The sequence below is a fragment of the Anaerostipes stercorihominis genome (genome assembly GCF_057535655.1).
This window is the reverse complement of record NZ_BAAJCL010000001.1, coordinates 202,632-216,585: the sequence shown is the minus strand read 5'-3', so window position 1 is coordinate 216,585 and position 13,954 is coordinate 202,632. Positions and strand designations below refer to the sequence as shown.

The window sequence follows — 13,954 nt, the reverse complement described above, 5'->3', positions numbered from 1 at the left end:
GTATTATTCCTCCATAGCTGATTTCAATTCATCAAGGCTCAACCACCCTGTGCCGTCTGCAACGGCTTCTTCCGCTTCCTGCAGCTTTGCCAACAGCTTTTTCTCTGCTCGATCTTTCTCATAGTCCTCAATATCAAGCACTACAAACCTTCCTCTACCATTCTTAGTTAAAAAAACCGGTTCTCCAACTTGGCAGTTCTTGAGAACTTCATTATAATTTCTCAAATCAGATACTGGTAAGATACTAGACATATAATCAACTCCTTCTGATAATATTGTTTCTGTTTACTTCTCTATTTTACGCAAAAATGCTGTAAAATTCAACTTAAAATTTTACAGCATCCTTTATATTCATGAAAAAACCTCCTGCTGTGCATCGTGAGTACAGTGTCATTTTACTATAAAAATAATGCATACAAGAATTGAAAATTATGGACCTCTGTGGCTAACAAGTAGGGGGATGTTTTCTGTGCCTGCCACGGGAGATTTTTCTCGTGAGAGAAAAGGAAGTGTCTCCATACTATGGTTAGAAAGAAAAGTTACAGAAAGGAAGTAAAAATCATGATTGTTATATTTGCAGAAAAGCCAGATATGGGAAGCAAAATCGCCGCCGCATTGGATGCGATTCATTTAAACGGGGGAACGAATATCACGTTTACACAGCTTGAAACAAATGGAACTCTTCAGCGTCAGGTTGTAGCACAAAGGAGCAGAGACCTGTATCATAAGATCACTTATCAACAGGACGAATGTTACGTTATCTGGGGAGCCGGTCACCTCTGTAGTCTTAAGCAGGCCGTAGATTACGATCCCGCTTATAAGAATTGGAGTAAAATTCCTGTCCCATTCATCCCGGGATATGAAATCAAGGCGGAAAAAAGTACGATGAAATTGTATCAAAACGCAAAAGATTTTTTCCATAAAGCGAATCTTATTATCAATGCCACCGATGATGACCGGGAGGGAGAGTTGATTTTTCATTATGTTTATCAGCTAAGCGGGGCTAAAACACCGTTTCAACGAGTTATTCTGGATGAACAGACAGAATCTGGATTCCAAAATGCGTTTCTGCCTAGGAATCTTGTCGATGCGAAAGATGTTAAGAATATCGCTCTGGCTGGATGTGCCAGGGCAAATGTTGACGCTCTTTACGGGTGGAACCTTACCAAGGATATGACCCTAAAATTCGCCCCTTATAAAGAGGTCTATTCCGTCGGAAGGGTACAGACTGCGGCTCTTAATATCCTGGTTGAACGGGAAAAAGAGATATTAGGATTCAAACCGGAAGATTACTTTGTAATTGGCGCCACATTTACAACCCATCAGGGGAAGACTTATGAAGGAATTCATGAATCAAAGAAATTTGATAAGAAAAGTGATGCGCAGGCTGTCATAAGCAAGATTACGGGACACCGGGGAAACATTACCTCCGTTGTAACAAACGATACGCTTAGGGAAGTTCCTCTTCTTTATGATTTGTTGACCCTGCAGGGGGATGCCAATAGTCTGTATGGGTTTTCAGCGGCTAAAACCCAGCAGATTGTACAATCTCTCTATGATAAGGGATATTCCTCTTATCCGCGTACAGATTCCAGGTACTTAAGTAACGGCATGGAAAAATCTATGGATGCAGCTCTTGCTATGCTTCAAAGGCAGCCCAAATTTGCAAAGTTAGTATCCGGAGCAGTCAAAAAAGCAGGAGGGAGTCGATTCTTTGATTCTTCAAAGGTTACAAGCCATTATGCCATCGTTCCGACCGGTGCAGACATCTCCAAAGGAAAAGGAATGAGTGCAGACGAAGAAAAAATTTTCGAATTGATCGCTCATTCCGTTATTCGCATGGTATATGACCAAGCTGTCATTTCGAAGACCGAAATTTGTACGAATGTATGTGGAGAGAACTTTTATACAAAGGGACAGTCCATTAAATCAAAAGGCTGGATGGCTGTAGGAAATGTCGTTATGAAAGAAAAATTGATTCCATATGCCGTAAAAGGAGAGGACGTGGATGGAACTTATCGGATTGATGCAAAACAGACGAAACCTCCCAAAAGATATACTGAAAAAACAATGTTGGTTGCCATGCAAAATGCAGGAAGTCGATTTATTAAAGATGCGGGACTTAAGAAGATCATGAAGGATCTGGAGGTTCAGGGAATCGGGAGGTCTTCTTCCAGAGCGGGCGTCATCGAACGGATTATTCAGGTCGGATATGTAAAGCGGGCAAAGGGAATCTTAAAGCCCACAAGCCTTGGAATACATCTCATTGACATTCTCCCGGTAGATGATATTAAGTCCGTCGATATGACGGCTAAAATGGAAGCAAAACTTGATGGAATTGCAAAAGGATCCTATGGTTTTAATCAATTTATGAGGGAAGTGGAGGATCAAATTGCGATCTGGTCAAAGCAGATTCAAGGAATCTCTTACCAAAAACCTTCAAAAAAATCTACAGCAAAGACAACAGCATTTCTTTGTCCGGCTTGTGGGAAACCACTAAAAGAGTTTCAATGGGGGTATGGCTGCTCTGGATATCAGGATGGCTGCAGGTTTTCTATCAGCAAAAACATCGGGGGCCGGTTCCTTCGCCCATCTGAAGTGGAAGCTTTATTAAAGAATGGAGAGACAGAAAAACTTGACGGATTCTTTTCTTCCAAAACAAAAAAGAAGTATTCTGCAAAATTGGTTCTTAGGCAGGAGAATGGACAGTTTTCTGTAAAATTTTCATTCCATTAAGATCCCCATACTATTATCGAAACCAAAAAGGAGGAACAATATGCAATTAAACGTTTGTAAAGGAGTTTTCGTTAATACAGATAATGTCGATTTCATTTGCGCAGCAACTGGTTCACGGCCGCTTGTCAGAATGATCGAAGGCTATAAAAAGGAAGATGAACTTTTTAATCTATGTGGCGGAAAGGCCATTAAATCTTATGTTTTTTTGAAAAGCGGGCGAGTTTTATGCAGCGATGTAAATCCAGATACACTAAGAGCCCGTATGGAAAAAACAGAGAAAGGAGGTCCCTTATGAAACATTCAAAAATCATCATTTCACTTATCCTCGGAAGTTTTGTGATGCTGCCCTTTCATTTTACATGGGCGGCCACGGTTTCGGAGGAGACACCGGTCACAACGGAAGATATGCAAACTTCTCAATCCACCGAAACGCAGATAACGGGAGATACGCAGAGTGGTTTGTCTAATGAAGCATCTGATTGGCTGTCACAAAACCTCAAGGATCAAGATTACAGCTGTTTTGGAGTGGATACCAGCTATTTTACTCTTGCATCAAAGCCGGATGGCATTGGAGCCGTAAATCAGGAATATACGGCCTTATTAGAGCAATTTACAAAAGAGGGATACGGAGAGGCAGCAAAACTTGATGAAGCAAAACTAAGTGAATACACGAAAGATGCGCAAAGCATATTTACGGATACTTATGGGAATCTTGCGGAGAAAATGAAAATCACGACTCCAAAAATTCCTAAAAGCGTAAATTCATCTTCTTATTTAAAAAAAGCAAAGAAAGCAAGGGATAAGGCTTATAAAAAACAAAAGAAAAGCAGTACATATAAAAAGGTAAAGAAAGGAGTCAATTCTTCTGCTTCATTGAAAAAAGCAAAGAACAAAATATGACAGAAATCGACGCTCAAATATGATAAGATAAATGTGTGTTTTAAGTCCACCTGCAGAGAGAAGGGAAGTACAAATGATTTATTACCCAGCGATATTCGAACTGATGAAGGGGGATGGTTACCTGGTGTCATTTACGGACTTTGAATACGACACACAGACATTCACGGATTCGATTGAATATGCTATGAAAAGAGCAGGAGATGTCTTATCTATGCATATGTATCAATTAAGGCAGGATGGAGTAAGGATCCCCGCTCCTTTCGAAAACTCACCAATTGCTTTACGTGCTTCAAATGAAAAGAAACACTTTTATAGTGTCGTCCGGATTGACGAGGGAGTCGGGGAGAAAATTTTATCCCCTTCTGAATTCGAGATGGAGATAGACTTTTTTGAGGAAGACGAGCAGGAAGATGAGTACGAGGAAGAGCAGTATGCGATGCAGTTCGATGAAATGCTATATGAATTACTGGAAGAAGCTACGTGCAACGGGAAGGACATGAGCGGTTTGTCAATTAAAGCAGAGAATCTGGAGGAAATTTTCTGCAAGTTTGGTATCACAATCCAATATTAAAAAGAGTGCTGGCACCCCAAAAAGGAAAACTTTTTGGGGTTTCTCTTTTTTTGCCTGAAAAAATTCTGTTTATCATACTATGAATGTAACCATTCATTTTTAAAAGGAGGATATTTATGTACATTCCTATTGTTGTAGCATTTTTCATCATCATCGCCCTGACGGGGTATTTAAAGGCTTCACCGGATACTGCACTGATCATTTCAGGAGTTCGAAAGAAGCCAAGATTTTTAATTGGAAAAGCGGGAATCAAGATTCCTTTCTTCGAAAAGAAAGACGAACTTTGTTTGAAACTTGTCTCCGTTGATGTAAAAACATCCAGTCCGGTACCTACCGCGGATTATATCAATATCAATGTGGACTCAGCAGTCAATGTAAAAATCGGAGTATCGAATGAGATGCTGCAGAGGGCAGCGCAGAACTTCTTAAACTGTAAGACAGACAAAATCGGTGCAGTCGCCAGGGAAGTTCTGGAAGGCAATATGCGTGAGATCATTGGACAGATGGAATTAAAAGAGATGGTATCTGACCGCCAGAAGTTTGCGGAGAAGGTCAGGGACAATGCGGTTCCGGATCTTGCGGCCATGGGACTGGAGATCATTAGTTTTAATGTCCAGAACTTCATTGACAACAATGAGGTAATTGAGAATCTTGGTATCGATAACATTTCCAAGATCAAGAAAACGGCATCCATCGCAAGAGCAGAGTCAGAAAAAGAAGTAGCTATTGCAAAGGCTCAGGCGGACAAAGAGTCCAATGACGCCAGAGTCGCCTCTGAGACAGAGATCTCCATTAAGAATAATCAGCTGGAAATCCGAAAAGCAGAGCTGAAAAAAGAAGCAGACGCTAAAAAAGCCGAGGCAGATGTAACCTACCGGATCGCAGAACAGGAGCAGAGGAAGCAGTTGGAGATTACCAGTGCTAATGCTGATATCGCCAAACAGGAAAAAGAAGTTGAATTAAAAACCAAAGAGGTAGCAGTAAAAGAGAAGGCATTGGACGCAGAAGTCCGCAAGCAGGCGGAGGCGGATCGGTTTGCCAGGGAACAAAAGGCCCAGGCAGAATTGTTTGAACGCCAGAAAGAAGCGGAAGCGAAGGCATATGAAGCACTCCAGGAGGCAGATGCTTTAAAAGCCACCGCAGAAGCTGACCGGTACCAGGCGGAACAGGAAGCCTGCGGAATCAAGGCAAAGGGAGAAGCGGAGGCAGAAGCTATCAAGGCGAAGGCACTCGCAGAAGCGGCCGGTATTGAGAAGAAAGCGGAAGCTATGGCCAAGATGGGTGAGGCGGCAATCATGGAAATGTATTTCAAGGCATATCCAGAGGTCGCTAAGAGCATTGCAGAACCTTTGTCTAAGGTGGATTCCATTGTTATGTATGGGGAAGGCAATTCTGCCAAGTTAACAGAAGATATTGTAAAATCTGTAACACAGGTAGACGAAGGATTGCAAAAATCCATGGGAATTGATATCAAATCCCTGTTAGCCGGAGTGATCGGTGGTAAAGTGGCGGGAAACAGTGTAAGAAATAGTGAAAGAGACAGGATGGAATCAGATTCAGACGAAAAAGACAATGATTAAAGTAAAATGTGAAGGGAGTGAGGCTTTTGGAAAACATTGTTTATCAGGAAGCAGAATTCGTTATCATGGAAGTGGACAAGGGATATATCGTCGTAAACATCCGCCTGGGCTTTTCGAAAGGACATACCCACATTGATCATTATCAAACGGCAAAATACTTAATTCATTTGTCAGCAAAGAAAGCGCTTCCTCATGATCTTCCAAGGTATCTTCTGGTAAGCCTTAAAAGGATTTCCTCAGATGAGATTTATCGAAAAAAGATTTCTGAATTATTGTCCAATAAGCGAAAGAAGCTGGGGTATTATAATAAACGGAATTTTTATGCATAAGTTTTGTCTGAAGTAATCGCTTACCAATCATAAAGAAAGAAGGTGTCTTTCGAGTCGTAATTGACTTTAAGACACCTTCTTTTACTGCATAACAGGAAAAGGCAATGAAAATAATTCGTTGGCATGATCACTAATAAACCAGGAATCTTTTCCGTAGTAAAATCGGATGGCATAGGTACGGAATTGTCCGAACCGGTTAATTGGAATCCGGACTTTATATTCATCAAATTCCTGTTCTTTTCCAGAATGATCAGGGGAGCTTCCATGTCGAATAAATAAGATTTCGTTTATGCTATATTTTCGCAATCCATCTTTAAAACAAATCTGAAAACTCATTTTGTCAGCAGCCATATTGATTCGTTTCATTTCCTCACCCCCTTGTTTTTTTAGTATATCAAAAGAACGTATGTTTGTAAAGCTTGTGAATGTGGAAATAGAGAAGGGAAAATTTGTTATAAAATTTAATGTGAAATATAATGTTTTTTCATGGTGATCATACTATTTATGCAGGCAAAAAGTAAGGAAAGGAGAGAAGTATGTACGAAATGAAATCTGGATACAATGAGATACCCGTCATCCCGGCTAAAGCACCGTCTTTTGGAATCAATGTAATGAAACCATATGCCCTTTTTTTTGGTAAAGAAACTTATGATACAATAAAAGAAAAAAAAGGCACGGAGGAAAGCGAAATGTCATTTGTAGGTGCGCTGTGTACGGTAGATGGATTGATCGCCTTTGCCGATACAAAATCTACGATAAACAACCAGAACAAAATGTCAGAAGAAATCGGGCGGGAAGCAAAAAAGATATTCCCCTATCGGAATGGAATCCTATTGACGTATGGAAGCAACGAAGTTTTTGATCGAAAGAAGCGGCATTATTTTTTAGAAGAACTACTGGATGACTTTTTTGATCATTGGAAAGGGAGGGATCTTAAACATGAGCTTTTCCATTTTTTGCTTAAGAAAGGAGCGTTCTTTTTTCAGGAGCAAAGTTTTTACTTTATTGATCTGAAAAAGGAAAACGGAGCATACCGGCAGGAATCTTTTCGGATTGATGATGCTGGCCATCAATCTGATGTTTATCGCTATTTGCAGAGGAATCATATGTGCTTTGGAGGGGCCGACTGTTATAAACTGCTGTTTCAAACGATCGATGTTTCGAGAATTACAAATGGAGAAGACGGGTTGGAGGGAGCAGAGAATCGACTGCGACAATGTCTGGAGGATGCCATTTGGTTTTTTGATGAATGGTTAGAGTACAATCCAGTTGGAGGAAAAATCATAACCAGGCTATTGTGAAACAAACCACGGAAAGCGAGCAGGCGGCAGAATACTTAGCTTGTAAATGATTGATTTATACGCATAAAAAGAATGGTTAAGAAGAATTGTACTATTCCATATTGGTTGAATAAGGAAGCGAAAGAATGTGGAATAAACTTCTCTAAAACATTGCAGGAAGCACTAATGCAGAAAGTTGGGAAACCTACTAAATAGCTTTTTGGACTCTTAAAAGGTATTGCAATGATAATAATAAAGAGTTTAGCGCATTGGATGAGTTAGTGGTAAAACAAAAATTTAATAGAATATTTACAAGTATGAATGATGTTTGTGATGGTGAATTGTCAACAAATGAAGGGGGAACTTTTGTTTATAAAACAGATAAACTTAAAGGAAGTCTTGAAATGGTTAATTTGTCAACGGGTATGAAGAGCTTTGTCATTTTGAGAAAACTTTTGCAAAATGGAAGTATTGATGAAAATGGAGTTATTATTTTAGACGAACCCGAAATACATTTGCATCCAGAGTGGCAATTAAAATTTGCAGAGGTCATTGTATTAATTCAAAGAGAGTTTGGAACCAATGTTCTATTGAATACGCATAGTCCTTATTTTTTAAATGCTATAGAAGTATACTCCCAAAAAGATAAGTAGAAAGCCTGGATATTTTCTGGGGCTTTTGAAGATAAATCTATTTATAACCAATAATTGAATCTTATTATACATAAATGGAAAAAACATGATATAATGATGAAAAGGGCTATGAGAGAGAATGAAAGGGTCTGCATACTATGAACGAAAAGAAATAATAAAAGTCTCTCATTGGATTAAAGGAGGAGTATGATTATGAAAATGAAAACAAGATTTATGGCAGCAGCTATGGGAGCTGTCTTGTCAGTGGGTATGATTGGAGCAATGCCGGCAGACGTTCAGGCAGCCAAGAAAAAACTGACGGTGAACCGGGTGTATGAACAGAGCACAAGGATCAAGGGAAAAACAAAGAAAAAATACCGGGTTAAAGTAAAGATCGGTAAGAAAACGTATCAAGCTAAGGCAAGCAAAAAGGGGAAGTATTCAATCAAAGTTCCAAAACTTAAGACTGGAAAAAGCTATACCATAAAGGCTTACAAAGGAAAGAAGTATTACACAAAGAAAAAGTTCTATGTGATTGCAAAGAAATTAAAGCTAAATAAAATCACGGCAAACAGTAAGACGATCAGCGGTTATACCAGGCCGAACTATCGAGTTAGGGTTACGATCAATGGGAAGACCTATTCGGTGAAAGCATCTAAGACTTCAGGGTACTTTAAAGTGAAGTTAAAGAATAAGGCTGGTAGCAGTAAGGCGGCTATTAAGGTATACAATACCAAAGGAAAAAGCTTTACTGCCACGACTAAAATCCATAGCCATGTCTGGGAGAAGCAATACAAGACAGTGCATCACGATGCCGTGGGACATTATGAGACGGTGAAGGTTCCGGCTTGGAATGAAAAGGAAGAATGTTATCATAATGTCTGTAAAGTATGTGGTAAGGATTTGACTATGGATTATGTTAATAGTGTTAAAAATAAAACCTATCCGATTATTACAGATCAGGAAATTTTCGATGATTGGGGATATACTAAAGAGAATGGATGGCCAAGAGATGATTACGAAAAAAATATTTTGACAAATCATGGAGTTACTGTAGATAAAGAAGCACCACCTTTTGCTATGTATATGTCTATGGGTTGTTGGGACGGAAGTTGCTTTTATCATGCATACACTTCCAAACGTGTCTATCATACAGTCCACCACGAAGCAACCACAAAGCAGCAGTGGGTTGTAGACAAAAAAGCCTACGACGAAAAAGTAGTTACAGGATACAAATGCGACTGTGGAGCTACTAAATAGTTTGTAAAGTCTTAGATCTGTCTGAGACTTCACCTGGATTACTGCAAAAGATGGTGTAGGGGATTGACGGCCGTTCAATATATGTTAAAATAAATATATAGAAAATGTTTCATTAATAAATAAAGCGGTGTACCCTACCAGTAAAGTGGGAGCTAAAAAAGCGGTGTACCCTACCGGTAAGTGGGAGCTAAAAAGAGATAGAACTGGCTTATTCACCAGTTCTATTTTTTTAGGAGAAGTATATGAAAATTCTTTGGCCATACCAACTACCACCACCTAAAGGAAGTGGGTTTCCGCAACCGAATTGATTTTATGACCCAAGTTGAAAAAGAGTTTCACGCCGTAAAAAACATCTAATCCCTAATAAAAAATGATATAATTTTTATATAATCATAAAGAATATCTTTATATTTTACTTTTCGTGCAATACCAGTGATGATAAACAAATAAAGAATAAAAACCCCTACCATGATAAAATATGAAGATATTGTGGCGAACAACTTAATATTCCCTGCGGAATAAGTGGCCAATAAAATCTGGGCTATGATCGCACCGGCAACCCCCAACCCTTTTGAGAACCCATTCTTTGAATAATGATCATAATATGTATGTAATACAAACATTGTTTCCGCTATTTCGGCTTTAGAAGCATGGTTTTTTAATACATCTTTGTACTTTGCATACTGCGCTGTAATAGGTTCGCTGGAGGCATAAATGTTTTCCAGTTTCTTTAACAGAGCAGTGGCAGGAATCATATAAGGTAATTTTTTTGGATTCCAAGCTACCCAGCTGATTCCGATGATAACATAAAAGCCCACGAAAAAATAAACGATATTTTCCGGATAAATAAGATATAGTATTATCATTCCGACATATAAAAACGGCACATATAATACTGGTATATAGTGCTGATAAATTTTCTTATTATATTGAGATAAATAAGCCATGATACCTCCCAAGATATGTTTGTTTTCTTAATAGTAGTATAACATAAATGGAAGAAAGAACAAAAGTAAGGGATTTTACGGCAGGTTATAAAATTGTCCGAACATTATATCTACCTCCATATTTATCTATGTTTTCTTTGCATGAAAAAGTATTAGGGCGGAATACTAAATCTAAAAAGAGAGGTAGAAATATGGCAGTAGCGCACAAAGGAAGTATTTCCATGTATATGGTTCTGATACCAACGGATCTTTATAATACAACAGCGGATCATGCAATTCGTTTTAACCAGCTTGATAGAGAAAGCGGGGCTCGAATTAAGTATAAAAAATATTGTTCTCACTGCGGAAAGGAAGTTTCAACTGCAGACATTATAAAAGGCTACGAGTACGAGAAGGGCCGATATGTCACTATGACTGACGATGAACTTGAACTTCTAAAAACAAACAAAGATAGAACGATTCACTTGGAACAATGCTCGAAAATCAATCAAATTGACATGATCTATTATAATAAAAATTATTATGTAATTCCGAATAAGGGGGCTGAAAAAGCATTTGAATTGCTGCGGCAGTCACTGCTATCCCTGAAAATGGTAGGAATCGCCAAAACAGTGATTGGTCAATCAGAAAAGACGATAGTTCTGTATCCTCTTAAGGATGGAATGATTGCAAAAACGCTTTACTATTATGATGAAATTGTTGAAATTCCAAAGAAAATTCCCAAAATGCAACTTGATAAAAACGAATTGGAAATGACAAAGATGATCATTAAGAACATGGAAAAGCCTTTTGTAGCATCAGATTTCAAAGATGAATACCAGGAAAGACTAAAAGATGCCATCTGGCAAAAGATAAAAGGAAATAATATCATCTCTGTGGATCAAGGCGAACCAAATAATGTCATTGATTTAATGGAAGCATTGAAAGAAAGCCTTGAGCAGTCTGATAGGGAAAGTAAACAGCATAAGGGCAAGGCCGGGGCATGAGTTTATTCCAAGACAAGGGCATAAAACCAATGCTGATTAAAAATAGAATGCATCCCTTTAACGATTCAAATTGGATTTATGAACTAAAGCTGGATGGATGCAGGTGCATAGCTTATCTGGATTCTAAAGAGACAGACCTAAGGAATAAAAGAGACTTGGCACTGATTCCTAGATTTCCGGAATTAATAGATATTCATAAAACAATTCATAGGAGATGTATTTTAGACGGCGAACTTGTCGTATTAAAAAATGGGGTTCCAGACTTTTACGAATTACAGCGGCGGACAATTTTAACGGATCCCTTTAAGATTCGATTAGCTGCAGCACAATTACCAGCAAGCTTCGTGGCTTATGATTGTCTGTTTGTGGAAGATCAGGACATTACAAAATTACCGCTTATGGAAAGAAAAGAGTATCTTAACTCTTCTTTACGATTAGAGGATAGAAGAATTGCAATCTCAAGATATATTGAAACAAATGGAATTGGCCTCTACCAGCTGGTGGAAGAGAGACAACTGGAGGGGGTTGTTGCAAAACGAAAGGATAGTTTATATATTCAAGGAAAACGCTCTGGTAATTGGGTTAAGTTTAAGAGACTTGCTGATGAAGACTTTATCGTTGTTGGATATATCAAAAAAGGGGAACATTTATGCAGTTTAATTTTGGCCAAATATAAAAGTGGTAATTTTGTGTATAAAGGGCACGTGACCTCCGGCGTAACAACAGAAACCATTGGCTATTTGCCGGAGATTAAAAGATCATCACCGTTCACGCTGATCCCTGTTAATGAAAATGAAGGAGCTGTGTGGGTAGAACCGGTGGTATGCACAGTTGAATATATGCCAAATACAAAAGGGGTTCTTAGAGAAGCGATTTTTAAAGGAATAAGAACGGATATTGATATAAAAGAAATAGTAGAATAGGCATGCCCTGGCAGTAAAACGTCAGAATGCTTTGATATCGTGAAATCCGTTTTTAGTCTTTTCTTTTCAATTAATGAATTGACAAAAATTAGAAAAAGTGTTATATTTATATTATACAAAAACACTTGAAAGGAAAAGGTGAAGGGAATGAAGAGTACAGGTATTGTAAGGAAGCTTGATGAGCTGGGACGCATTACGCTGCCCATTGAATTAAGGCGGAATCTGGATGTAAATGAGAGGGATCCTCTTGAGATCTTCGTGGATGATGATACAATCTTACTAAAAAAATACAATCCGGCGGACATCTTTACTGGCGAAATGGATGATCTTGTTGAGTATAAAGGCAAAAAAGTTTCAAAAGCCTCAATTCTTGAATTGGTCAAAGCCGCAGGATTGTTAATTATGGAATAGAACAAATCACCCCAGGACTCTTTCGGGAGGGCACTGAAAAAGTCAATCTCTGACTCGATTTAATACAATATATAGATACTCTGCAAAAGTATATTTCTATATATTGTATTAAATCTTATATAATTTGAACTTTTTCAGTGCCCTCCTCTTTCGGTTCTGGGGATTTTTCATAAGGCGGTCATCGGTCTTATACAATGAATTCCTATAGTTTTACGCCCACTTTATTTATCATACTATATATGAAGAATTTTTTATCCATGACTTGGAGTTTTATAAAAGCTCTTATGTTATGGATATTTTTTCGTTCTAAGGATAACTTTTTTAATTTATTTACGAAAGGCTACACAGAAGTGTAGAAATGGGTGAGAAAAATGAGTGAAATTATTGTATTGGAAAACAGTAGAACGAAAGATAGTGCTATCTATCAAGTAAAAGGAATCGTTGGTGTTTGTGTTGAAGTAACAACTACCCATGATGGTTGGATGTGTCATAAAGGTCAAAAGCCGTATGACTACGAAGGGCATACCATCACGATAGATGAGTTATTAAATCATCGTGACTTTGCGTATGCTTATTAGGGTAAAAGTTTGCTTTTGGGAGCGGCATACGTGTCGTTCCCTGCTGTTGTTGAAGAGGGGTTGATGGAAAAAGGGAAGATATCCCTACAACTATATCCCTTCACTATGATAAGGAGAAAAACATGAACAAAAATGGATTCAACATTAATACTAAAACACTTCTGGGATTTTTAGGATTTAAGCTTATCAAAGCTATCGTCTCTATTATATTCGGAGTTATTTTTTTAGCCATCATTTTTAAAATGATGGGAATCATACCGGCTTTTAAAGAGGTTGATGAAAAGAAGGAACAGGCTCAAAAGATGTATAACACGAATTTAAAAGTAATTAGACAGCAAGAGGAAAAAGTGGCCAGTGCTCTAGCAGCTACGGATGATGATGTTTCAGATCTTAACGCAAAAGACACTGCCATCGTGACCAGAGTCATTGATGGCGATACGATCGTGGTAAGGTATAAAGACGGATCTAAAGAGAAAGTGCGGTTCATCGGGATAGACTGTCCGGAAGATACTACAAAAAAGGAATACTATGGTGATAAGGCAACTGACTACACCAAAATGCGCCTACTTAAGAAGGAAATTAATATGGAGTATGATACAGACCATACAGATCAATATGGACGTACTCTGGCTTATGTCTTCATAGATGGCGAGTTTTTTAATAAGACTCTAGTATCAAAAGGATATGCTAAATCGCTTGAAATAGAACCAAACAAGAAATATTCCTTTGATTTGAATTTTGCAAGTTCAAAGGCAAAATCTCAACAGATCGGGATGTGGAAATAAGAGCAGAAACGTATTTAAAAAGACTTGCCATGCAGG

At 38.4% G+C, this 13,954-nt stretch carries 18 protein-coding genes; 15 read left to right on the top strand and 3 right to left on the bottom strand.

Annotated elements, in window-relative coordinates:
* Positions 1-3 precede the first annotated feature (3 nt).
* Positions 4-252, bottom strand: a complete 249-nt coding sequence (locus AC27EF_RS01080; protein WP_230399268.1) for a type II toxin-antitoxin system prevent-host-death family antitoxin — start codon at positions 250-252, stop codon at positions 4-6.
* Between the two features lie 309 nt (positions 253-561).
* Between AC27EF_RS01080 and AC27EF_RS01075 the strand changes: the two genes are divergently transcribed.
* The 6 genes from AC27EF_RS01075 (at position 562) to AC27EF_RS01050 (ending at position 6,116) form a co-directional block, all read left to right on the top strand.
* Positions 562-2,736 (top strand): type IA DNA topoisomerase, encoded by a 2,175-nt coding sequence (locus tag AC27EF_RS01075; protein ID WP_487108319.1) that lies wholly within the window; start codon positions 562-564, stop codon positions 2,734-2,736.
* A 40-nt stretch (positions 2,737-2,776) separates the two neighbouring features.
* Positions 2,777-3,031 carry an extracellular matrix/biofilm biosynthesis regulator RemA family protein gene (locus AC27EF_RS01070; protein WP_487108318.1) on the top strand — a complete coding sequence of 85 codons (255 nt, stop codon included), beginning with the start codon at positions 2,777-2,779 and terminating at the stop codon, positions 3,029-3,031.
* Positions 3,028-3,636 (top strand): hypothetical protein, encoded by a 609-nt coding sequence (locus AC27EF_RS01065; protein ID WP_487108317.1) that lies wholly within the window; start codon positions 3,028-3,030, stop codon positions 3,634-3,636. The genes AC27EF_RS01070 and AC27EF_RS01065 overlap by 4 nt, the downstream gene beginning before the upstream one ends.
* Before the next feature lie 73 nt (positions 3,637-3,709).
* Positions 3,710-4,207: a type II toxin-antitoxin system HicB family antitoxin gene (locus AC27EF_RS01060; RefSeq protein ID WP_487108316.1), complete on the top strand. Its 498-nt coding sequence runs from the start codon at positions 3,710-3,712 to the stop codon at positions 4,205-4,207.
* Between the two features lie 116 nt (positions 4,208-4,323).
* On the top strand, positions 4,324-5,787 hold the full coding sequence (locus AC27EF_RS01055; RefSeq protein WP_487108315.1) for a flotillin family protein: 1,464 nt from the start codon (positions 4,324-4,326) through the stop codon (positions 5,785-5,787).
* Between the two features lie 26 nt (positions 5,788-5,813).
* Positions 5,814-6,116 carry a hypothetical protein gene (locus tag AC27EF_RS01050; protein ID WP_487108314.1) on the top strand — a complete coding sequence of 101 codons (303 nt, stop codon included), beginning with the start codon at positions 5,814-5,816 and terminating at the stop codon, positions 6,114-6,116.
* Positions 6,117-6,197: 81 nt separating this feature from the next.
* Here AC27EF_RS01050 and AC27EF_RS01045 read toward each other — a convergent pair whose 3' ends face one another.
* Positions 6,198-6,482 carry a hypothetical protein gene (locus AC27EF_RS01045; RefSeq protein WP_487108313.1) on the bottom strand — a complete coding sequence of 95 codons (285 nt, stop codon included), beginning with the start codon at positions 6,480-6,482 and terminating at the stop codon, positions 6,198-6,200.
* Positions 6,483-6,652: 170 nt separating this feature from the next.
* On the opposite strand from AC27EF_RS01045, the gene AC27EF_RS01040 reads away from it, so the two are divergent.
* The 4 genes from AC27EF_RS01040 (at position 6,653) to AC27EF_RS01025 (ending at position 9,288) form a co-directional block, all read left to right on the top strand.
* Positions 6,653-7,417, top strand: a complete 765-nt coding sequence (locus tag AC27EF_RS01040) for a hypothetical protein (RefSeq protein WP_487108312.1) — start codon at positions 6,653-6,655, stop codon at positions 7,415-7,417.
* 72 nt (positions 7,418-7,489) lie between these two features.
* Positions 7,490-7,612, top strand: coding sequence for a type II toxin-antitoxin system CcdA family antitoxin (locus AC27EF_RS01035; protein WP_487108311.1), 123 nt, complete (start codon positions 7,490-7,492; stop codon positions 7,610-7,612).
* On the top strand, positions 7,609-8,049 hold the full coding sequence (locus AC27EF_RS01030) for an AAA family ATPase (RefSeq protein WP_487108505.1): 441 nt from the start codon (positions 7,609-7,611) through the stop codon (positions 8,047-8,049). Before AC27EF_RS01035 ends, AC27EF_RS01030 begins: the two co-directional genes overlap by 4 nt.
* A gap of 192 nt (positions 8,050-8,241) precedes the next feature.
* Complete coding sequence (locus AC27EF_RS01025; RefSeq protein WP_487108310.1) at positions 8,242-9,288, top strand: hypothetical protein; 1,047 nt, start codon at positions 8,242-8,244, stop codon at positions 9,286-9,288.
* A 353-nt stretch (positions 9,289-9,641) separates the two neighbouring features.
* Here AC27EF_RS01025 and AC27EF_RS01020 read toward each other — a convergent pair whose 3' ends face one another.
* Positions 9,642-10,235, bottom strand: a complete 594-nt coding sequence (locus AC27EF_RS01020; RefSeq protein ID WP_487108309.1) for a hypothetical protein — start codon at positions 10,233-10,235, stop codon at positions 9,642-9,644.
* Positions 10,236-10,426: 191 nt separating this feature from the next.
* Between AC27EF_RS01020 and ku the strand changes: the two genes are divergently transcribed.
* The 5 genes from ku to AC27EF_RS00995 all read left to right on the top strand — a co-directional run bounded on the left by ku (position 10,427) and on the right by AC27EF_RS00995 (position 13,918).
* Positions 10,427-11,221 carry a non-homologous end joining protein Ku gene (ku, locus tag AC27EF_RS01015; protein ID WP_487108308.1) on the top strand — a complete coding sequence of 265 codons (795 nt, stop codon included), beginning with the start codon at positions 10,427-10,429 and terminating at the stop codon, positions 11,219-11,221.
* Positions 11,222-11,250: 29 nt separating this feature from the next.
* Positions 11,251-12,144 carry an ATP-dependent DNA ligase gene (locus AC27EF_RS01010; RefSeq protein WP_487108307.1) on the top strand — a complete coding sequence of 298 codons (894 nt, stop codon included), beginning with the start codon at positions 11,251-11,253 and terminating at the stop codon, positions 12,142-12,144.
* Positions 12,145-12,291: 147 nt separating this feature from the next.
* On the top strand, positions 12,292-12,555 hold the full coding sequence (locus AC27EF_RS01005) for an AbrB/MazE/SpoVT family DNA-binding domain-containing protein (protein WP_487108306.1): 264 nt from the start codon (positions 12,292-12,294) through the stop codon (positions 12,553-12,555).
* A 371-nt stretch (positions 12,556-12,926) separates the two neighbouring features.
* Positions 12,927-13,133 (top strand): hypothetical protein, encoded by a 207-nt coding sequence (locus tag AC27EF_RS01000; protein ID WP_487108305.1) that lies wholly within the window; start codon positions 12,927-12,929, stop codon positions 13,131-13,133.
* A gap of 122 nt (positions 13,134-13,255) precedes the next feature.
* Positions 13,256-13,918: a thermonuclease family protein gene (locus tag AC27EF_RS00995; RefSeq protein WP_487108304.1), complete on the top strand. Its 663-nt coding sequence runs from the start codon at positions 13,256-13,258 to the stop codon at positions 13,916-13,918.
* Positions 13,919-13,954: the final 36 nt, after the last annotated feature.